This is a genomic window from Acidovorax sp. sif0632 (genome assembly GCF_019218805.1).
Taxonomy (GTDB): Bacteria; Pseudomonadota; Gammaproteobacteria; order Burkholderiales; family Burkholderiaceae_C; genus Acidovorax; species Acidovorax facilis.
Genome location: NZ_JAHUWW010000003.1, coordinates 279156 through 298588, shown reverse-complemented (window position 1 = coordinate 298588; position 19433 = coordinate 279156). Strand labels below are relative to the sequence as shown.

Here is a 19433-nt window from a genome sequence, read left to right as displayed (position 1 = left end):
CCGTCAAGCCAGTCTGCACGTGGGTTTGCGGCGGCACGGCAAGGGGGCTTGCGCGTGCTGCGCAGAGGCTGGAGTGCGCATGGCTGCGGTGTTTGCCGCGTGCCGCTTGCGATGCGATGTGCTACCGCCCACTGGGGTCCTCATGACTGACAATGACCAGAATCGCTTTAGCGTTAAGCCCGCGGCGCCGAAGTCGCGCGGCGGGCCGCGCTTGCAGCGCTTCGTTTCGCAGGTTCTCAAGCAGGTCTCGAAGACCGGCGCAAAGATATCCGGCAAGAGCCTTGGCAGGTCTGCCATCACTTTCGGGCGCGGTCGTGCTGCGGTCTCCATGTCCGTCCAGCGTCTGGCGCCGAACGCACGGCGCGTTGTCATCAAGTCCCGCTTTGTCGTGCTGCATCGAGCCAGCCCGAACTCGGTGGCCGTTCACCTGCGGTACATCGAGCGTGACGGCGTTACACGCGAGGGGCAGAAGGGCCAAGCCTACGGCGCTGATACCGATGCGGCCGACCTGAAGGCGTTCCAGGAACGCGGACAGAATGACCGCCACCAGTTCCGCTTCATTGTCTCGACTGAGGACGGTCTGGAGCTGGAAGACCTAAAGGGCTTCACCCGCCAGTTGGTGCGCCGCATGGAGACCGACCTGGAGACTCGACTGGACTGGGTGGCCGTGGACCATTGGGATACAGACAATCCGCACACCCACATCGTGCTGAACGGCCATACAGTCGGGCTCGCAAGTGCCAGGGAGGATCTCGTGATCGCACCCGACTACATGGCCCACGGCATGCGCCTGCGCGCCAGCGAGATCGCGACCGAATGGCTGGGGCCTCGCACCGAGGCGGAGATCCGCCAGAGCCTGCTGCGAAAAGTTGACCAGCAACGGCTCACCAGCTTGGACCGGGTACTGATCCGGCAAGCCGGTCCCGATGGCATCAACCTGACGGGCAACCCGCGAGACGAGCCACGTCAGAACGCACTGCGGGCACGGCTGCAGCGGCTCGAAAGCATGGGCCTGGCCGAAAGGATGGATGCCCACCGCTGGAAGCTCCAGCCCGGGGTGGCCTCGACACTCGACGCCATGGGTCAGCGCGAAGATGCGCTGGAGACGATTCGCCTTGCCCTAAAGGGTCAGCGGCGGCAATGCGTGGTTGATGAGCGGCCGACCTCCCCTGTCATCGGTCGGATCCTGGGCAAGGGCCTGTTCGACGAACTGCACGACCACGGCTATCTGGTGGTCGACGGCATCGACGGACGGGCGCACTACCTGAAACTGCCAGTTGGCACCGACCTCGCTGAACTGCCCGTACAAGGCATCGTGGAGGCGAATGCGCCAGGCAAGGAGAAGCCGGTGGATCGCAACATCGCGACCGTCACGAAAGACGGCATTTACGCGACCGCTGACCACCTAGCGCGACTGATGCGCGCCAATGACCGAGACCCTCAGTCCACCGTCGATGCACACGTGCGCCGACTCGAAGCGCTGCGTCGCGCCGGCATCGTGGAGCGCATTGCCGATGGTGCCTGGACGGTGCCGCCCGATCTGCTGCAGAAGGCCCGAACGTATGACGTGCAGAAGAAATTTGGATTGGTGGTCGAGCTGCGATCACATCTGTCCATCGATCAGCAGGTGCGCGCCATAGGTGCCACTTGGCTGGACAGGCAATTGGTGGGCGATGGGTCTATCGCGTCCTGCACAGGCTTTGGAGCCGAAGTGCGCGATGCAGTGCGCGACCGTATTGATTTTCTGGCCAAGCAGGGGCTGGCCGAGTGCCGGGGTCAGCGCGTCATCCTGGCTCGCAACCTGCTGGCAACTCTGCGCGGGCGGGAGGTAGCGGCAGCGGCGCAGACCATCGCTGACGAAACCGGCTTGGAGCACCGCCCTGTGGGCGACGGTCAGCGGTTCAGCGGTATCTACCGGCGCAGCGTGATGCTGGCCAGTGAGCGTTACGCCATGCTCGATGACGGCAAGGGTTTCATCCTGGTGCCGTGGAAGCCGGTGTTGGAGCGCCGGCTCGGGCAGTTAGTGGCGGCGACCATGCGTGAAACCAGTGTGTCTTGGGAGTTCGGGAAACAGCGCAGCATGAAGATTTGAGACAAAGCATGGCGGTTTCAATCACTCCAGATACCGCTTGGCCAGGAGCCCTCCGCGCGCAAGGCTTCGGCGTGTTCCATCATGTTCAGACGTTCCAGTTCCGCCGCCGCACGCTCTCGCTCATCCATCTCTATCAACAGCACTCGGTGCACATGAGAACTGCTCAGTGGAAGCCGTTCGACTTCTTCCAATCCGGTGCGGAAGTGATGCTGGATAGACGCGGCCTGACCTGCGTGGATGGGCGGTGCCTCAGCGTCGTCGATTGCCGTGAAGCGCTCGGATGACCTTCGCCCCGAAGGTATGCCTGGCCTTCATAGCAGCGCGCAGATGGGCACGCAGTCGAGCCTTCACATCCCTTCCGGCATCGACCGACGTACCTAGTCCGTTGGGAGACCCCCCGGCTCTGCCGGGGAGGCAGTAGAAGTTTGACGTATTCGTAGGTATGGATGTCCATCGCAGAAACTGCCAATCGTGAGCCGCCAAGCAAACGAAAGGAAGAACTGGATGGACAAGATGGAAAGCCTAAATCACACGAAATGGGACTGCAAGTACCACGTGGTGTTCATACCGAAATGTCGAAGAAAGACGCTGTACCTGGAGCTGCGAAAGCACCTGGGGGAGGTGTTTCGGACATTGGCGAGTCAAAAAGAGAGCCAGATAGAAGAGGGGCATCTGATGCCGGACCATGTGCACATGATGCTATCGATACCGCCGAAATACGCGGTGTCGCAGGTGGTGGGATACATCAAGGGCAAGAGCGCGATCCATCTGGCCAGGGTGTATGCAGAACGCAGAAGGAATTTTGTAGGCCAACACTTTTGGGCGCGAGGGTACTTTGTGTCGACGGTGGGACGAGACGAAGAGGTGATCCGCAACTACATAAGGCACCAAGAGGAGGAGGACGCGAGATTGGAACAGCTTGGGTTGTGGAGGTAGCGGCCACCGAATAGGTGGCGCAAAGAGTTGGGGCCGCGTTAGCGACCCCGTTTAGCCGCTTTGAGCGGCTCACATCCCGAAAGCCCCCGGCTTTGCCGGGGGATGGTTACCGTTTCGAGCAAGTGTTCAAGCGGCGCGCTGCTGGCGCACCCACCACGACAGCCCCAGGCCCACCACCGAAGCCACACCGGTGACAGCCCAGGTGAAATCCCAGCCGCCCGCCAGTCCCGCCACCCAGGCCACAAGCGGTGGCCCCACGAACTGGCCACAGGCTGAGCACTGCTGTACCCATCCCATCGTGGTGGACACCGTGTGCTCGCTAGGTGCCACCCGTACCGCCAGAGCAAACAAGGAGGCAGGAATCATCCCACCCACTGCCGAAAACGCCACCACAGCAGCGAAACGAAGGATCGGGCCATCTCCAGCCAAGGGGCTGAATGCCACCACCGTGGCCAATGCAGTGCCGCCGAAGCCGATGACTAACAGATGGTGCGTGCGCCAACCCGCCCGCATCAAGCCACCGGCCACTAGGTTGCCCACCACGTTGGCCGCGCAGGCCAGTGCGGTCAACGCACCGGCGGCCACGCCGCTGACACCGGCCTGCATGTAGATGGAGGGCAGAAACCCGATGACGGCCAACCACTGGCAGGAGTACATACCAAAGGCCACTGCCACCACCCAGGGCCCGGGACTGGCCAGTGTCATCCGCAGCCGCCTCACCAGAACCAACACCGCAGGAGATGGGGGGGCGGTGTGCGGACGGGCCACGGCGGCTCGCCGGGCATCCGGCCCAACGGCCCAGGCCAACCAGAGCCCCGCGCAGCCCGCGACTACCCCCAGCAGCCCCCACCAAGCCTCCCAGTTCCACCAGGCCATGACCACAGGCCCCGTCAGAAGCGCCAGAGCAACGCCAGCGGGCATGTAGGCACCCCACAGCCCCATGAAGGCAGGCAGCCTCACAGCAGGCACTAACTGCCGCATCAAGCTAGGCGCTGGGAGCACAACACACAGGAAACCCAACCCCTCCAGCGCCCGCAATGCGAGCAGGTCGGAAGGCTGGCGAGCCCACACTCCCGCCAAACTGGCGAAACACAATACGAAAAGCCCACACAGCATGGTGCGCCGTAGGCCGAAGCCATCGGCCAGCGCCCCCACCAGAACGCCCAGAAGCATGCCTGCCAGTTGGACCGCCGACAGCAGGAAACCTGCCTCGACCAGCGAGACCCCCAACGCATCCCCCAACACGGCAATGGCGGGTGGAATTTTGCCGATGTGCACGGCGGCAGCGAGGCCCGCCACAAAGACAGCGATAGGTGCGCGCAGCGAAAAGGAAATCAACGATCGCATTGCTTCAAGGCCTGGATACGGAAGGGGGCGGCGGACACGCAGTCGTCGTCCACACGATAGCAGGCAGCACCGCCACTACGAAACACCGCCGTCACTGGTGAGGCGTGTCATTGATCGGGCAGTCCCGGCCCAGCGTCGCGCTTGCAACAATCGCGGGCAGCGACGCATTCCACACCGACCACGCCGAGCGAATGACCTGCAGGCTTTGCGGCGCTCCAGGCCCCCCCCCCGATTGGCGCACTCGCGCTGCGCCAGCTTAAAGAGTTAATCGTTGCCATCCGATCGCTGACATTTCGGGGAGCCCTAGTGCACGCGGCCCTGCCCGCCGAGTGACTTCGCGCCCTTTTTTTAATTATTGGTACCCCAAAAGGGCATCCCACACGCGCATCTGGGCGATCTTGGGCACCGTACCGAACGCGATGGATGAAGACGCTCCAGTGCCAATCAGCGCGGAGTTCGCACTACCGCTGCCGTAGCCTGGCCAGGCGGTGCCGTCCGCAAAAGTAGCAGTCCCGCTCTGGGCGAAGGTGGTCACAGCGCTCATCAAATGTCGACTGAGCTGCTGCTCTGCTGAGCCCGAACCGACTTTTTGACGGTAGTAATCAAGCCCATACGTGCCGAACAAGAAGGGCAACTCTGCACAATGTGGCACGCCCCGCCCCGGGGCTGGCAAGTCATGCATGAAGGTTCCATATCGCACGTTGGCGCCTTGCTTTACAAGACTGTCAGCATAGCGGACGCAGAAGTTGCGCAGGTTGCGATCACCGTTGATTTCAACCCACAGGTTACCCGGTGCTGAGGAGCGACCTTCGGCCAAGGCAGCATCCTGATAGGCAGCTATCACCTGGGAGGCCCGACTCGCAGAACCAGAAAGTGGCGCGACGAGGGCTGTGAGCGCCTCCATGGAGGAAGGCAGCGGAGCTGTGAGCGAGGCCTGCGTTGCTGGGTCGACTAAGTCAACAAAAAAAGATCCCTCGGTAAGCGTGTTCGTGATCAGCACCGGTACACGCTGGGGCCATCCCACCCGAGTCCAATCGGCGAACACGCTCTTCCCGTCCATCACGGGTGACGCCTTGACGCCAAAGCCGGATCGGAATGTAGCGGGCAGCGGTTGAGCGTTCAATGCCAACTCGGCCGCATGCAATGTGGCCGCAGGGATGCCCAACAACCCTTTGGGTGTGGTCTTGAGGGTCGTGGCTAGCAGTTCGGTGTAGCTGGCCGCGTCTTGAAGGGAGAACCCTGCAGGCGCCGCAATACCGGCAGAACTGAACAAAACAGCTTTGTGCAGCCACTGGCTCCAGACGGGATGCTGCGCAATCAATGCCGCGTTGACAGCGCCCGCCGATTGCCCTGCGAGGCACACGTTGCCTGGGTCCCCGCCGAAACGAGCAATGTTCTCGTGCACCCACCGCAACGCGGCCGCCTGATCCTGCAGGCCCCAGTTCGCAGCAAGTCCGGTTTCAGGATCTGTGAAATCTGGGTGGGCCAGGCTGGACATTGCACCCAAGCGGTAGTTGACCGTGACGACAACCAGTCCCTGCTCAGCGAGCCTCTGCCCGTCCATCAGGGGCATGCTGGTCGCGCCCGTGCGCCACGCACCGCCATGGAGCCACACCATCACGGGGGCCTTGCTGACGTCGCGAGGTGCCCAGATGTTGAGAGTGAGACAGTCTTCGCTCTGCTCTTCAGGTTGCGTGTAGATCCAGGTCACATTCGCAGGGAGCGTCTGCAGGCTGGCAGGACCAAATGCTGTGGCTGGGGTCACCTGCGCTGTTGTGGGCGCATAGGGCTTTGGCGATTGAAACCGCAGCGCTCCAATAGGCGGACGCGCATACGGAATGCCTTTGTATACCGTCGTACTACCAAGCATAGTTCCGCTGAACTTACCGGATGTGGTGTCCACCACGGGCTTTTCATCGCCTCCGCCACCGCACCCTATTAACGAACCGGCAAGTGCCCCGGAGGAAACCTGTAGAAAGATCCTTCGCGTTGTCATCATGTCTCCTGGAATAGTTGGTCTAGATGTCAGTTGCTGACAAACTTATGCTAGATAACCAACCTTGCGGTGGCGAGACTCAGTGGTAGAACACCCCGTTGCAAAAACAGGCACATCGAAGAAGGCCTGGGCTGCAGCAACCTATGGCAAGCTGGGAATTGCACAGCGGTAGAGCTTGAACCTCAGGCGCACGCGTTATTTGCACAACGACGATGACGGATGGACCTAATGGACAACGTGTTGCTGGCTGTGGAAGACCTTCTGAGTTTTGTAGAGGTAGCCGACGCAGGAGGCTTCACCGCTGCCAGCAGGCGCACAGGCATACCGAAGTCGCGATTGAGTCGTCGCGTGGCGGCTCTTGAATCATTCCTTGGGGTTGCCCTGCTGCACCGCTATGCACGGCGGTTTGAATTGACCGATGTAGGGCAACGCATTTTTCTACATGGCCAGGCGGTGCGAGCTGAAACGCAAACGGCTATCTCCGTCGCACGTGAGAGCCTGGAGAGTCCCTGGGGACAACTACGGGTGGCTTGCCCAGCAGCCATCGCGGCATCCCTTGTTGGCCGAATAGCCCTGCAATTCAGCGCTCGCTATCCTCGCGTCACCCTGTCACTTCAAACCACGGACGGTCGTTTGCGCCCCTTGGACGACACAGTGGACCTCGTGATTCAGCCGACCACACAGCCTCTGACGGACTCCAGCCTTGTCGCCAGACGGCTGGCAACGGTCCCCTATGGGTTGTATGCAAGTCCAGCGCTCGTTACAGCGCTCAACATCCCGGAGACACCATTGGCACTATCCCGCTGCGCTGCTGTGGGCTGGAGTATTACTGCGTCACTGGCTCGCTGGACACTGATCGGACCCCAGAACGAAAGTGCGGACGTTGAGCTGGACGTGCGCTTTGTGAGCGACAACCTGCTGTTGAACCGAGACGCAGCGCTTCAGGGGTTAGGGGTTGTGCAGCTTCCGAGGATCATGGCGGCCAGCTTTGTCGCGAGCGGACATCTGCTTCAGGTAGCGCCCGACTGGGTTCCCCCCGCGATGCACATCTACGCCCTTTATCCGTCGCGCCGCCACCTAACGCTGGCGGGTCGCTGCTTTCTGGATATGCTGGAAGACGGAATGAAAGATGTAGGAAGCACTTCAGGTCAGCCGCGCTCGGCGTGAGTCAGGAATGCGTCTATCGTGAGTGGGACGGCACTCGATAGCTGCGGTTTTTGCGTCTGCGAGAACACCACGATAAGGGCGTTGGTGATGGATTGCGTCTAGGGGACGACCGCGCTTTCATTTGCACCGCGGCTGGCGCTACCCTGGTGGCGCTGGATGCGGGTCTACAGACTGCCTTCGTGGACAGCCCGCTTGCGTCAGCCTAGCCACATGTGCGCTTTTGCCCTGCGTGGCGCTGGTCGCGCCCGAGGCGATGTGAAGCTCCTGCCAGGAGTACCTCGACAGCTTCGATGCCCCGTAGGCGCCTGGGCCGATAGGGCAAGGATGTGTGCCTTCTTGGAGGGAAAGAGGTTTAGTCTATATGCCGTGTCATCGGTAGAACCGGTTGGGCGCAGGCCAATTCGGCGTCAGTTGCCTACGCGCGCGAGCCTAAAGGCCGAGAGGATGCGCCGCGTTACACCCTCCACCTTGAGCTCACTGGAGTCGATGGCAAGGGAGGCGCTGGAGTAAAGGGGCACGCGGGCAGCCATGGTACGGCGGATGCTATCCATGGCCTGACGCCGCATGGCTGCCGATGCGATTCGGTCATCTTGTTGTGCACGGGTGCGCCGATAGTAAATCTCGGGTGCCGCGTACAGCCAGACGGTAAAGCAGGCACGCATCAGCAGTTCGTGAGAGTGCGGGTCGGTCACTATGCCGCCGCCGGGAGCCATGACGAAGGATTTATGCTGCATCAGACACCGCTCCAGTAATCGCCGCTCTAGGGTGCGGTAGCCGGTCTGGCCGTACAGCCCGAAAATCTGCTCGAGCGGCTGACCCGCTTCGCGCTCTACCTCCTGGTCCAGCTCGATGAAAGGCAGCTTGAGCCGCCGGGCTAGCAACTGCCCCACTGCGGTTTTGCCGGCCCCCCGGATACCGAGCAGCACGATGCGTTGCGCACTGGGATCGTCTGCACCCAATCCTCCAAGGAGCGCCCGGCGCAGGCCCGGTAGCGCGGCGGCAGGCTGCTTGCGGATGAATTCGAGCAGCAGCGCGCGCTCGGTCGCCCCTTCGTCCTCGGGCTCATCCGTCAGCATGGCCTCCAAAGGAACGCCCAGCGCGCGCGCCAAGCGATCAAGAACCAGCACTGACACATTGCCCTGCCCCGCCTCCAACCGCGCGATGTGCGGCACGGACACATGGGACTGTGCGGCGAACAGGGTGCGCGACATGCCACGCAGATCGCGCAGTCGGCGCACACGCGCCGCCAAGCTCTCGAGGCGCTGCTCCTCCCTCTTGCGCCGGTCATCGCGCCCCAGCGCGGGATCTTGCGGTGTGTCTGCCATGGATGCTTGTCTCGCTGTAAAGCCGTAGCTGTCTATCTTATTTGATCGTTTTCAATTGAGAAATGCATGTTTACGATCAGCAACCATCAAGGAGACATCACATGGATACCAGATGGTTAGTGCACCAGTCGGCCCAGGTTCCGGCGACCACGGAGCCGCCGGCGGCGGTTGACAGCGCCACACCCATATCGCTCGCACATGTGATCCAGCTGGCATGCCTGCGGTATGCGGCACTGCCAGCATTCACCCAAGACGGCCACACCCTCAGCTACGCGGAGTTCGGGCAATGGAGTGCGCGCCTGGCCAACTGGCTGCGCAGCGCCCCGGGTCTTGCGACCGGCGACCGGGTGGCGCTGATGATGCCCAACCTGCTCCAGTACCCGGTGGCACTTGCGGCGGTGCTGCAGGCAAACATGGTGGTGGTCAACATCAATCCGCAGTACACGGCGCGCGAACTGGCCGAGCAACTCTCCGATTCAGGCGCCAGGGTGATCGTGGCGCTGGAGAGCCTGGAACCCCTGGTGCGCGAGGTGGCTCACCGCACCCAACTGCGCCACATGGTGCTGACAGCCCCCGGCGACATGGACCGGCCGCACGGCGAAGATTCCTCGCCCGATTTCCTGGAAGACGCACTATGTACCTGGCGATGGGTAGACGTCCTTGCGTCCATGCCCTGCAGCTTGGCACACGATGCGGTGCTCCCGCAGAGCGATGGCGTGGCATTGCTGCAGTACACCGGCGGTACCACCGGCGTGAGCAAGGGCGCGGTGCTCACGCACCGCAATCTGGTGGCCAATCTCGAGCAGGCCGCGGCGTGGTACGGCAAGGTCCTTCGGCCTGGCGCTGAAATCGTGGCCACCATCCTGCCGCTGTACCACATCTTCGCACTCAGCTTCAACTGCTTCCTGATGCTGCACTTGGGGGCCCACAACCGACTTGTGAGCCATCCCCGCGACATGCAGGCTATCGCGATTGCGCTGGGCAGCGGCTGCACCGTGGTCAGCGGCGTCAACACCCTTTATGCCAGCATGCTCAGCGCTCCCGAGCTTGCGGACATTGACCTCGGCGGCCTGCGGCTTGCCGTAGCCGGTGGAACCGCCACACAGCCTGCGGTGTCCAGCAACTGGCTGCACCGCGCAGGCCGTTCCATCGTCGAGGGCTACGGGCTGACCGAGGCGTCGCCATTCGTACTGTCGGCTGCGGTCGATGGTGCTGCGCAGACCGGTCTATTCCCTTTGCCGGGTACCGAGATCGCCGTACGAGACGCTCAGGGTTGCGATCTGCCCTTCGGAGAAACGGGAGAGATCTGCGTGCGCGGACCTCAGGTTATGCGCGGCTACTGGGGCCGCGAGGAAGAAACCGCGCAGGTGCTAGATGGCGATGGCTGGCTGCGTACCGGCGACGTCGGGCGAATGCAAGCGCACGGCGCTATTTCCATCACAGACCGTTGCAAGGACATGGTGCTGGTATCCGGCTTCAACGTCTACCCCAACGAAGTCGAGGCCGTGCTTGCCAATCACCCGGGCGTTGCCGAATGCGCAGTGGTGTCCATGCCAGATGCACGCACGGGCGAAGCCGTGCGCGCCTTCGTGGTGCCCAGGGGCCCGGCGCAGCCGAGCGAGCAGGCTCTGATTGAGCACTGCCGCACGGGCCTAACGGCCTACAAGGTGCCCCGCCAGATCGACTTTGTCGCGGAACTGCCCAAGAGCCCCGTCGGCAAGGTCCTGCGCCGGCTGCTGCGCGCCTGAGTTTCTTCCTCTCTCTTTCCGACGGACTTTTTATGGACACGACCCTCGCACTTTCACGTCACCTGTTTACCGGCAAAACGGCCTTCATCACCGGCGGCAGCAGCGGCATCAACCTAGCCATCGCAGGCGCCTACGCAGCCCACGGCGCCCGCGTGGCGATCTGCGGTCGGACGCAGGTGCGCCTGGACACCGCCGCAGCACAGTTGCGTACCTACGGCGGCGAGGTGCGCGCCTACCAGGCCGACGTGCGCGCACCGGAGCAACTGGCGCATGCGCTGCAAGCCACGCGGGACGAGTTGGGCACCATCGACATCCTGGTCTGCGGCGCCGCTGGCAACTTCCTGGCCGCGGCCGAAGACCTGTCTGTGAACGGCTTCCGGACCGTGGTGGACATCGACCTGATGGGCTCCTTCCATGCCGCCAGCCTCGCTTTCGAGCAACTACGCGATTCGAAGGGCTGCATTCTGTTCATCACTGCGGCCATGGCCAGCCTGCCGCATGCGTACCAGCTGCACGTGGGTGCCGCCAAGGCAGGTGTCGACAACATGATGCGGAACCTCGCACTCGAATGGGGCTGCCACGGCATCCGCGCCAACAGCATCATGCCCGGCCCCATTGGTGACACCGAGGGTCTGCGCCGACTGTCCGCCGGCAGCGCGCTGGGTCGGCTCGCAGACAGCGTTCCGCTAAGGCGCCTGGGGCACGTCCAGGACATCGCGGCAGCGGCCGTGTTCCTCGCGTCGCCTATGGCGTCGTACATCACCGGAGTCGTGCTGGCAGTGGACGGCGGACAGTGCCTTGGGGGTTCTGCGCACTTCAACGCCGGAGCCCGCGCATTTTTGGACGAACAGATCCGATCTTCGGAACGCCCGACACCGACCACGACGGCCCAAGCGGCGCACTAGCTCCGCACAGGGCCTACCTGCCACGTTCCATTCCGCTCATTTCAACGACAACACCAGGAGACAGACATGATTCACCGTAGAGAATTCCTGCAATCGGCCGCAGCCCTTGGAGGCGCTGCAGGCGCGCCCTGGGCCCTCGCACAGTCCCCGGACATCGTGCGCATCGTCTGCGGATTTCCCGCAGGCGGCACTGCAGACAGCACCGCCAGGCGCGTGGCGGAGTTGCTGATGGGAAGCGCTTTCGCAACCCAAGGCGCAGTCATCGATAACCGTACTGGAGCAGGCGGCCGCCTGGCCTGCGAATTTGTGAAGGCTGCACCGCCGGATGGAAAGACGCTGCTGCTGACACCGTTGGGCACGCTGTCCATCTACCCCCATGTTTATCCCAGCTTGCGCTACGACCCCATGCGTGACTTCGCACCGGTAACGACAGCCAGCATGATGACGCATGCACTGGCAGTGGGCCCTATGGTGCCTGCCAGCGTCAGAACGGTGCAGGACTTCATCACCTGGGCCAAGGCGAACGCGGGCAAGGCATCTTATGGGTCTCCAGGCGCTGGCACTGCGCCGCACTTCCTGATGGCTCTGCTGGGCATACGAAGTGGCTTGGAGCTGACCCACGTGGCCTACCGCGGGTCCGTGCCCGGGGTGACGGATCTGGTTGGCGGGCAGGTGGCAGCGATGTGCACCCCTACGGGTGACTTTCTGCCTTTCTATCGTGCCGGCAGGCTGCGCATCCTAGCGACGTCAGGCGCAGCGAGAACGCCGTTCACGCCCGAAGTTCCGAGCTTTGCGGAAGCGGGCCATCCCGAACTGACCATCGAGGAATGGTATGGCTTTCTGGCACCTGCGCGCACGCCGCCTGCCGTGGTTTCCGCAGCCGCAACTGCCATCGTCACCGCCCTGTCGAATAAGGACTTCATCGACGGCATGGCCACTCTGGGCCTCACCGTGAAGGGCTCGAGCCCAGCTGACATGGGTCAGGCTATCAAGGACGACTTGGAGCGCTGGCGCCCGCTGGTGCGAAAGATCGGCTTCACCGCTGAGTCTTGACACCCCTTCCTGCTTTTCATTTCCCCCAGCCACAACGACCTGCAGACAACGCACCATGAACTGCACACCGAACCCCACTCGCGCCAACACGCGCAAGCGTACCCCCGCCGCCTTTGCCTGTACTCTGTCCCTCACCGCAATCGTCCTGCTCAGCGGCGGTGGCGAAGGCGCCGCCCAGGCGACCACCCTGCCGGCGATCACCACCGGCCCCGCCGGCAGCAACTTCTGGGAGGTCTCGACTCGCCCCCATGCAGGGGCGCAGCCGGGCGACATCCTCTACGCGCAGGAGCGCGCTGACGCACCCGTCGGCGCCAAGGGCTGGAACGTGCTCTACGTGTCGGAGATCAAGGCGGGCACGCTGGCCTATGTCTCAGGGGAAATCTACATACCCGATGCGCCGAGCAGCGCCCCCCGGGACGTGGTGCTGTGGAACCATGAGACCACTGGCGTCGCCGATGCCTGCGCCCCATCCCGGACCAGCTTGGCACGGGTGGACGGGCGCCACCGGGTGCCCGCCATCTCCGATCTGCTGGCTCGGGGCTATGTGGTGGTGATGAGCGACTACCCTGGGCAGGGCTTGCCAGGACCGGCGTTCTACATGGCCGGCCAGCCCAATGCGCGGGCCTCGCTGGATATGCTACGTGTGGCCCAGAAGTTCCCCACGGCGAATGCCTCGAAGCGGTATGTGATGTACGGCTGGTCCCAAGGCGGGCAGACCACCATGTGGGCGGAATCCATCGCCGCAAGCTACGCGCCGGGCTTCACCGGGCTGGGCGCGGGGCTGATTGCACCTGCGGTGCGCATCAAGGATCTGGTGCTGACCACGCTGCGCACCAACAACCTGGCGCAGGCCGGTTACCTCATCTCCACACTGCCAGGCGTGAAAGCCTACTTCCCGGACCTGCAATATCGGGACGTGCTGACCACGGCCGGACTGGAGCAGTTCCCGGCCATGGCCGACGGCTGCCACGACGTCTGGCGCACCGCCGCGGACGTGCCGCAGCCTTACGCCCCCAACGCCGTTGCGGAGGGCTCTCCCTGGTGGAACGCCCTCTCGGCCATTGATGACTTTGCGCCCAAGGGCACCATGCCCTTCGTGATCTACCAGGGGGCCATCGACACCACGACGCCAGTACATCTCACGCTACGGGAGCACGCGGCCGTGTGCAAGTCGGGCGCAGCTGCGCAGTACATCGAGTTCCCCGGGCTGGAGCACGGCCCTATCGTTCCGGAGGCCGCCAAGCAGTTCCCTGCCTGGGCACAGGCCCGCTTCGAGGGGAAGGCCGCAGCCAGCAATTGCACGCGCTAGCGCGCCGGTGGCAGACGGGCATTCTCACCATGTTGCGGGAGGCTATTGTCGAGGGGTATCCAATGACCTACCTCTGTGTCTCCGTCACGCCTCAGAATTTCGTTAGTTGCTTTTTCCGAAAGCCTCGCCACGCACGGATCCACAGTTCAACGGCGAGGCAACCATGATCGAACTACGACACTTGCGCTACTTCATCGCCGTCGCTGAGGAACTGAGTTTTCGTCGGGCCGCCGAGCGTATCCATATTGACCAGACGCCACTTTCGCGGTCCATTCGGGATCTGGAGGATCGGCTGGGGGTGTCGCTTTTCTTGCGTATGCCGCGCAAACTGCGTCTCACACCTGCCGGCGCGCGCTTGCTCAGGGAAGCCAACTATCTGCTCATCCAGATGGAGCGCATGCGGCGCGTCGTGCGCGCGACCGATGCTCGCTACCGTATCCCGTTGCGTATAGGCATAGGGGATGGCATTGCCCAACCGCGGCTATCCAGTTGCCTTTCCAGCTGGCAAGCGCTAGCGCCAGATACGCCACTTGAGCTGTCGGAGATGACTGCCGACGAATTGGCAGCAGCGCTGCAGCGTGAAGAGATCGATGCGGGAATTTCCTTCGGCCTGCCTGATGACGAGGCAATCATGCAAGTCTCGGCATGGAGCTATCCGTTGATGGCAGTGTTACCAGTTGGGCACGAGTTGGCATCGCTTGACAATGTCGCATTGTCTGACTTGTTGGCTTTTCCACTGATATCGTGCAGGGCTGACCGACAACCGGGTCTGTTGCAACAGATGCTGGCAATCGTGCAGCGTTACAACCCTGCGCCAAAGATAGCAAGCGAAGCCGGTGGATTGCCAGGCTTCGTTACTCGAATCGCGGCAGGGATGGGTGTCGGGCTGGCAGATGCTGGCCACGTTACTACGCTATACCGCACAGATGTAGTTGCGGTTCCGCTGAGAGAACGCGAGCAAATTTTCACTTGTGTGGTGCACAAAAAGCGGCGCGCTGAAACGCCCGATGCCGTGCAGCGTTTCATCTCTCACGCCAAAAACCTAAGCGGATCTTCGTACTGAGCCTCATACGGTTCGTTACGGCATCGACGTCCGTGTCGAGTGGGTGCCACTCCATCGGCCATGGACGTCAGGGTCGCTTGCCTTCATGCTCGAGCGCAACACAGGCCGCAGGCACGTACTTTTGCTGTCAGAGGAGGAGCGCCGGCAGCATGTTGCACTTCTGACATTCATTTCCGACAGCTTGGTTTGATCGCCATTTGATCGTCATGGGTGCCTGCGTACTCCAGGCCACGCCCTGATGGGTGTGTTTGGCAGCGCTTCCAGTTCAGACTTGTGTCGTCCGTGCCACGGTGGCGCGCTGGCGCAGGAGGGGCACGGCCGACGTGTCCCTGTAGGGAACAGACAGACATGAATTCTCGAGATGGGACGTTTGGCAAGCGCGGTGCATTGTCTGCACACACTGGCATCCTGTTCGGACAGATCACCGTAGTGTCTGGCGCGGCCGTGGGTGGCGTGTGGATGGCCACTCAGTGGACGGCCCATGCTCTTGGCTACCAGCCTCGGCTCGGCGCTGTCTGGTTCGAAGTATCCGGTTTGCCCATCTATGAGCCTTGGAAGCTTTTCGAGTGGTGGTACTTTTTCGATGCCTATGCGCCCCATGTTTTCGAGCGCGGCGGCTTTATTGCAGCATCCAGCGGCCTGCTCGCTACCGGCGCAGCCATCGCCATGGCAGTCTGGCGCGCACGCATGGCCAAGCAGGTCACGACCTATGGCTCAGCCCGCTGGGCGGAGCAGGAGGAGATCTCCAAAGCAGGCCTGACGAAGTCTGTTGGAGTCTTCCTCGGCAAGACCGTAGGCAAGCAGGGGGCCTACCTTCGCCACGAAGGCCCGGAACACGTGATGGCTTTCGCCCCCACGCGTTCAGGCAAAGGAGTTGGGCTAGTGGTGCCCACGCTGCTCTCCTGGCCTGGCTCCACCGTGATCCACGACATCAAGGGCGAGAACTGGAATCTCACCGCGGGCTGGCGCGCGCGTTTCTCGCACTGCCTGCTCTTCAATCCCACCGACGCCAAGTCGGCTGCCTACAACCCTTTGCTCGAAGTCCGTCGCGGTGACCATGAAGTCCGCGACGTGCAGAACATCGCTGACATCCTGGTAGACCCTGAAGGGGCCCTGGAGCGTCGGAACCACTGGGAGAAGACCAGCCACGCATTGCTGGTTGGAGCCATCCTTCACGTTCTGTATGCGGGTGAAGACAAGACCCTGGGCGGCGTGGCCAACTTTCTGTCTGATCCAGCTTGCCCTTTTGAAGTGACGCTGCACCGGATGATGACCACACGTCATCTGGCGGAGGATGTTCACCCCGTGGTGGCGTCTGCCGCCCGCGAAGTTCTCAACAAAAGCGAGAACGAACGCTCGGGCGTGCTGTCCACCGCCATGAGTTTCCTGGGCCTGTACCGCGACCCCACAGTGGCCGAGGTGACTTCTCGCTGCGACTGGCGCATTGCCGACCTGATCTCGGCTGAGCACCCGGTCTCGCTGTACCTCGTGGTGCCGCCTTCCGACATCAGCCGCACCAAGCCACTGATTCGCCTGATCCTCAACCAGGTCGGCCGCCGCCTCACCGAGTCGCTGGATGGCTCGGACGGAATCGAGCGCCGGCACAAGCTGCTGTTGATGCTCGACGAGTTTCCAGCCCTCGGGCGCCTCGACTTCTTCGAATCGGCCCTGGCCTTCATGGCCGGTTACGGCCTGCGAGCCTTCCTGATCGCCCAATCCCTGAACCAGATCGACAAGGCCTACGGACCCAACCACTCGATCCTCGACAACTGCCATGTGCGCATCGCGTTCGCGACCAACGATGAGCGCACGGCCAAGCGGATATCTGAGGCGCTGGGTACCGCGACCGAACTGCGCGCCCAGCGCAACTATGCCGGTCACAGGCTCGCTCCTTGGCTGGGCCACCTGATGGTGTCGCGCCAGGAGACGGCACGCCCTTTGCTCACGCCCGGAGAGGTTATGCAGCTACCGCCTGAGGATGAGGTGGTGATGGTCTCCGGCCATCCTCCCATCAAGGCCAAGAAGCTGCGCTATTACCTGGATCGCAATTTCACGGGCAGGGTGTTGAAGGCGCCGGTATTGGTCGCAGGCACCTATGCGGACCGGCCGGCGACGCGGGCGGACGATTGGAGTGGGTTGGCGCCGCTGGTGGCGCCTGGCGCGTCGAGTGTGAGCGAGGAGGGTGGCTTTGCCGACGAAGGCGGGCACCAGCTCAAGCCCGAGCTGGAGGTGGCACATGTCGATGAGGAGGAGCCGACCACCGGCGACCTGATGCTGCTGGACGATGATGACGATGCGCCACTGCGGCCCCAGGACGTGGACCGGCAGCTCATGCGCACCGCGCGCCTGGCGGTGCTGGATCCGGACGACGGGATTGCGCTATGAGCCGCGCCCGCCTGAACATCTTCATCGAGCCTGCGCACGCCAAGCGGCTGGACCAATTGGCCGTGCACAAAGGCGTATCCAAGTCCGCGATAGTCGCGGCAGCACTCTCTTCGTTCCTCTCGCCCGATGGCGGCGACCAGCGCGAAGCGGCGATGGCCAAGCGGCTGGACCGACTCTCCCGGCAGTTTGATCGCCTGGAGCGCGACCAGAACATCCTGATTGAGACCGTGGCGCTCTACGTCCGCTACTTCCTCACGGTTTCGATCCCGGTGCCCGAGGGGCACCAGGAGGCGGCCCGGGCCCAGGGGCGAGCGCGTTTCGCACAGTTTATCGAGCAGCTGGCCCGCCACCTGCAGCGCGGTCGCAGCCTGGTGCGGGAGGTTCACGAGGAGATCGAGCCGGCAGGCAGTAGCGCGGACCCGGATCCAGAACCTGAAACCGGGAGTGCCGATGGCGCGCAGGCCTGACCAGGAATCGGGCCGCGAGGGCGTCAGCAATGCGGCGGTTTCTCTGGACCGGCGCGTCCGCATGCTGCGCACGGCCTTAGGACCGGAGATCGCTGCAGCCCTCGAAGACCCGGAGGTGGTCGAAGTCATGCTCAACCCGGACGGCTCTTTGTGGGTGGATCGGCTGGGCTCGGGGCGAGAGCCCGCTGGCGCTGCGCTGCCCGCACCCTTGGCCGAACGCATCATCCGGCTGGTGGCTGCGCATGTGCGTGCCGAGGTACATGCAGGCTTGCCCATCCTCTCGGCCGAGCTGCCAGAGACGGGGGAACGTTTTTTGGGGGTGCTGCCGCCCGTGGTGCGAGCGCCTTCGTTCGCTATCCGCAAGCGGGCGCTGCGCATCCTGACCCTGGCCGACTATGTGGCGGATGGCGTGATGTCCGAGACCCAGGCTGCCTTCCTGCGTGCCGCCGTGCACGAGCGCCTGAACATCGTGGTGGCGGGCGGCACCAGCACTGGCAAGACCACGCTGGCCAATGCGCTGCTGGACGAGATCGCCCAGACCCGGGACCGGGTGCTGATCCTCGAAGACACGATGGAGCTGCAGTGCCGATCGGACGATCACGTGGGCATGCGCTCCGAGCCCGGCGTGACCACTATGGCCGACCTGGTGCGCGCCACCCTGCGCCTGCGGCCGGATCGCATCGTGGTTGGAGAGGTGCGCGGCGCCGAGGCGCTGGACCTGCTCAAGGCCTGGGGCACGGGCCATCCTGGCGGCATCGCCACCGTGCATGCGGGCTCCGCCCTGGGCGCGCTCACGCGTCTGGAGCAACTGGTGCAGGAAGTCTCCGTCACCGTGCCGCGCGCGCTGATTGCCGAGGCGGTGAATGTGATCGTTTTCATCGCCGGACGGGGACGTGCCCGGCGGGTGCGTGAGATCGCCCGCGTCGTTGGATATGACAGCCAGGGCTACCAGCTCGACACCACGCTGGGACCGCTGCCTTGGGTCTCCTCTTCACCTTCTTCACCTTCCTCAACCCCTGGAGAACAGCCATGACGCATTCCCGCGTTTCCGTAAAACCTCTTTTGCACGCTGCCGCCGTGGCAGCTCTGCTGCTGGCCATTGCCGCTCCCGCGCACGCCGCGGGCTCCAACATGCCGTGGGAAGCGCCGTTGCAGTCCATCCTTGAATCCATCCAGGGGCCGGTGGCGCGCATCGTGGCGGTGATCATCATCATTGCTACGGGGCTGACGCTGGCGTTTGGCGACACGTCGGGCGGCTTCCGCAAGCTGGTGCAGATCGTCTTCGGGCTGTCTATTGCATTCGCGGCATCCAGCTTCTTTCTGTCGTTCTTCTCGTTCGCTGGCGGGGCGGTGCTGGCATGAGCAACAGCACCGTCGCTGACTCTATGCCGGGCTTTGAAGTGCCGCTGCACCGGTCGCTGACCGAGCCCATCCTGATGGGCGGTGCACCCCGCACGGTGGCGATCACCAACGGCACGCTGGCCGCCGCGGTGGGCTTGGGCCTGCAGCTCTGGATCTCTGGCCTGGTGCTCTGGATCGCTGGGCATTCGCTGGCGGTCTGGGGTGCGCGCATGGACGCGCAGTTCATGCAGGTATTTGCGCGGCACATCAAGCACCGTGTGCTTCTGGATGCCTGAGGC

Annotated in this window: 17 protein-coding genes; 14 read left to right on the top strand and 3 right to left on the bottom strand. The window is 63.3% G+C overall.

Annotated features, from left to right (window positions below; all coding sequences use genetic code 11):
* Positions 1-142: 142 nt before the first annotated feature.
* The 3 genes from KW832_RS11295 to tnpA all read left to right on the top strand — a co-directional run bounded on the left by KW832_RS11295 (position 143) and on the right by tnpA (position 3028).
* The gene (locus KW832_RS11295) at positions 143-2092 is read left to right on the top strand and encodes a DUF3363 domain-containing protein (protein WP_218299963.1); all 1950 of its coding nucleotides are present in this window, start codon (positions 143-145) and stop codon (positions 2090-2092) included.
* An 8-nt stretch (positions 2093-2100) separates the two neighbouring features.
* A complete protein-coding gene (locus KW832_RS11290) occupies positions 2101-2376 on the top strand; it encodes a hypothetical protein (protein WP_218299962.1) in 276 nt (91 codons plus the stop codon).
* Between the two features lie 220 nt (positions 2377-2596).
* Positions 2597-3028 (top strand): IS200/IS605 family transposase, encoded by a 432-nt coding sequence (gene tnpA, locus KW832_RS11285; RefSeq protein ID WP_218299961.1) that lies wholly within the window; start codon positions 2597-2599, stop codon positions 3026-3028.
* A 126-nt stretch (positions 3029-3154) separates the two neighbouring features.
* Here tnpA and KW832_RS11280 read toward each other — a convergent pair whose 3' ends face one another.
* Complete coding sequence (locus KW832_RS11280) at positions 3155-4375, bottom strand: CynX/NimT family MFS transporter (RefSeq protein ID WP_218299960.1); 1221 nt, start codon at positions 4373-4375, stop codon at positions 3155-3157.
* A gap of 352 nt (positions 4376-4727) precedes the next feature.
* Entirely contained in the window at positions 4728-6374 is a 1647-nt protein-coding gene (locus KW832_RS11275) for a carboxylesterase/lipase family protein (RefSeq protein ID WP_255577682.1), read from the bottom strand.
* A gap of 225 nt (positions 6375-6599) precedes the next feature.
* On the opposite strand from KW832_RS11275, the gene KW832_RS11270 reads away from it, so the two are divergent.
* Positions 6600-7538 (top strand): LysR substrate-binding domain-containing protein, encoded by a 939-nt coding sequence (locus tag KW832_RS11270; protein WP_218299959.1) that lies wholly within the window; start codon positions 6600-6602, stop codon positions 7536-7538.
* Between the two features lie 407 nt (positions 7539-7945).
* Here the strand turns inward: KW832_RS11270 and KW832_RS11265 are convergent, their stop codons facing one another.
* Entirely contained in the window at positions 7946-8863 is a 918-nt protein-coding gene (locus tag KW832_RS11265) for a shikimate kinase (protein ID WP_218299958.1), read from the bottom strand.
* 101 nt (positions 8864-8964) lie between these two features.
* Between KW832_RS11265 and KW832_RS11260 the strand changes: the two genes are divergently transcribed.
* From KW832_RS11260 to KW832_RS11215, 10 genes are all read left to right on the top strand, one after another.
* Positions 8965-10611, top strand: a complete 1647-nt coding sequence (locus KW832_RS11260; RefSeq protein ID WP_218299957.1) for an AMP-binding protein — start codon at positions 8965-8967, stop codon at positions 10609-10611.
* A 32-nt stretch (positions 10612-10643) separates the two neighbouring features.
* A complete protein-coding gene (locus KW832_RS11255; protein WP_218299956.1) occupies positions 10644-11516 on the top strand; it encodes an SDR family oxidoreductase in 873 nt (290 codons plus the stop codon).
* 66 nt (positions 11517-11582) lie between these two features.
* Positions 11583-12569: a tripartite tricarboxylate transporter substrate-binding protein gene (locus KW832_RS11250; protein WP_218299955.1), complete on the top strand. Its 987-nt coding sequence runs from the start codon at positions 11583-11585 to the stop codon at positions 12567-12569.
* A gap of 55 nt (positions 12570-12624) precedes the next feature.
* Complete coding sequence (locus KW832_RS11245) at positions 12625-13878, top strand: lipase family protein (RefSeq protein ID WP_218299954.1); 1254 nt, start codon at positions 12625-12627, stop codon at positions 13876-13878.
* A gap of 163 nt (positions 13879-14041) precedes the next feature.
* The gene (locus KW832_RS11240) at positions 14042-14941 is read left to right on the top strand and encodes a LysR family transcriptional regulator (RefSeq protein WP_218299953.1); all 900 of its coding nucleotides are present in this window, start codon (positions 14042-14044) and stop codon (positions 14939-14941) included.
* A 348-nt stretch (positions 14942-15289) separates the two neighbouring features.
* Positions 15290-17326: a conjugal transfer protein TraG gene (locus KW832_RS11235; RefSeq protein ID WP_218299952.1), complete on the top strand. Its 2037-nt coding sequence runs from the start codon at positions 15290-15292 to the stop codon at positions 17324-17326.
* The gene (locus tag KW832_RS11230; RefSeq protein ID WP_218299951.1) at positions 17323-17793 is read left to right on the top strand and encodes a CopG family transcriptional regulator; all 471 of its coding nucleotides are present in this window, start codon (positions 17323-17325) and stop codon (positions 17791-17793) included. Before KW832_RS11235 ends, KW832_RS11230 begins: the two co-directional genes overlap by 4 nt.
* Positions 17777-18826: a P-type conjugative transfer ATPase TrbB gene (trbB, locus tag KW832_RS11225; RefSeq protein ID WP_255577678.1), complete on the top strand. Its 1050-nt coding sequence runs from the start codon at positions 17777-17779 to the stop codon at positions 18824-18826. Before KW832_RS11230 ends, trbB begins: the two co-directional genes overlap by 17 nt.
* Positions 18823-19155 (top strand): TrbC/VirB2 family protein, encoded by a 333-nt coding sequence (locus KW832_RS11220; protein WP_304505077.1) that lies wholly within the window; start codon positions 18823-18825, stop codon positions 19153-19155. The genes trbB and KW832_RS11220 overlap by 4 nt, the downstream gene beginning before the upstream one ends.
* A complete protein-coding gene (locus KW832_RS11215; RefSeq protein WP_218299950.1) occupies positions 19152-19430 on the top strand; it encodes a VirB3 family type IV secretion system protein in 279 nt (92 codons plus the stop codon). Before KW832_RS11220 ends, KW832_RS11215 begins: the two co-directional genes overlap by 4 nt.
* Positions 19431-19433: the final 3 nt, after the last annotated feature.

Bases quoted from the DNA above. Each gene is read 5' to 3' on its own strand.
- KW832_RS11295 (WP_218299963.1), top strand. From the start codon at position 143: ATGACTGACAATGACCAGAATCGCTTTAGCGTTAAGCCCGCGGCGCCG.
- KW832_RS11290 (WP_218299962.1), top strand. From the start codon at position 2,101: ATGGCGGTTTCAATCACTCCAGATACCGCTTGGCCAGGAGCCCTCCGC.
- KW832_RS11240 (WP_218299953.1), top strand. From the start codon at position 14,042: ATGATCGAACTACGACACTTGCGCTACTTCATCGCCGTCGCTGAGGAA.
- tnpA (WP_218299961.1), top strand. From the start codon at position 2,597: ATGGACAAGATGGAAAGCCTAAATCACACGAAATGGGACTGCAAGTAC.
- KW832_RS11220 (WP_304505077.1), top strand. From the start codon at position 18,823: ATGACGCATTCCCGCGTTTCCGTAAAACCTCTTTTGCACGCTGCCGCC.
- trbB (WP_255577678.1), top strand. From the start codon at position 17,777: ATGGCGCGCAGGCCTGACCAGGAATCGGGCCGCGAGGGCGTCAGCAAT.
- KW832_RS11280 (WP_218299960.1), bottom strand. From the start codon at position 4,375: ATGCGATCGTTGATTTCCTTTTCGCTGCGCGCACCTATCGCTGTCTTT.
- KW832_RS11235 (WP_218299952.1), top strand. From the start codon at position 15,290: ATGAATTCTCGAGATGGGACGTTTGGCAAGCGCGGTGCATTGTCTGCA.
- KW832_RS11270 (WP_218299959.1), top strand. From the start codon at position 6,600: ATGGACAACGTGTTGCTGGCTGTGGAAGACCTTCTGAGTTTTGTAGAG.
- KW832_RS11260 (WP_218299957.1), top strand. From the start codon at position 8,965: ATGGATACCAGATGGTTAGTGCACCAGTCGGCCCAGGTTCCGGCGACC.
- KW832_RS11265 (WP_218299958.1), bottom strand. From the start codon at position 8,863: ATGGCAGACACACCGCAAGATCCCGCGCTGGGGCGCGATGACCGGCGC.
- KW832_RS11255 (WP_218299956.1), top strand. From the start codon at position 10,644: ATGGACACGACCCTCGCACTTTCACGTCACCTGTTTACCGGCAAAACG.
- KW832_RS11275 (WP_255577682.1), bottom strand. From the start codon at position 6,374: ATGATGACAACGCGAAGGATCTTTCTACAGGTTTCCTCCGGGGCACTT.
- KW832_RS11230 (WP_218299951.1), top strand. From the start codon at position 17,323: ATGAGCCGCGCCCGCCTGAACATCTTCATCGAGCCTGCGCACGCCAAG.
- KW832_RS11215 (WP_218299950.1), top strand. From the start codon at position 19,152: ATGAGCAACAGCACCGTCGCTGACTCTATGCCGGGCTTTGAAGTGCCG.
- KW832_RS11250 (WP_218299955.1), top strand. From the start codon at position 11,583: ATGATTCACCGTAGAGAATTCCTGCAATCGGCCGCAGCCCTTGGAGGC.
- KW832_RS11245 (WP_218299954.1), top strand. From the start codon at position 12,625: ATGAACTGCACACCGAACCCCACTCGCGCCAACACGCGCAAGCGTACC.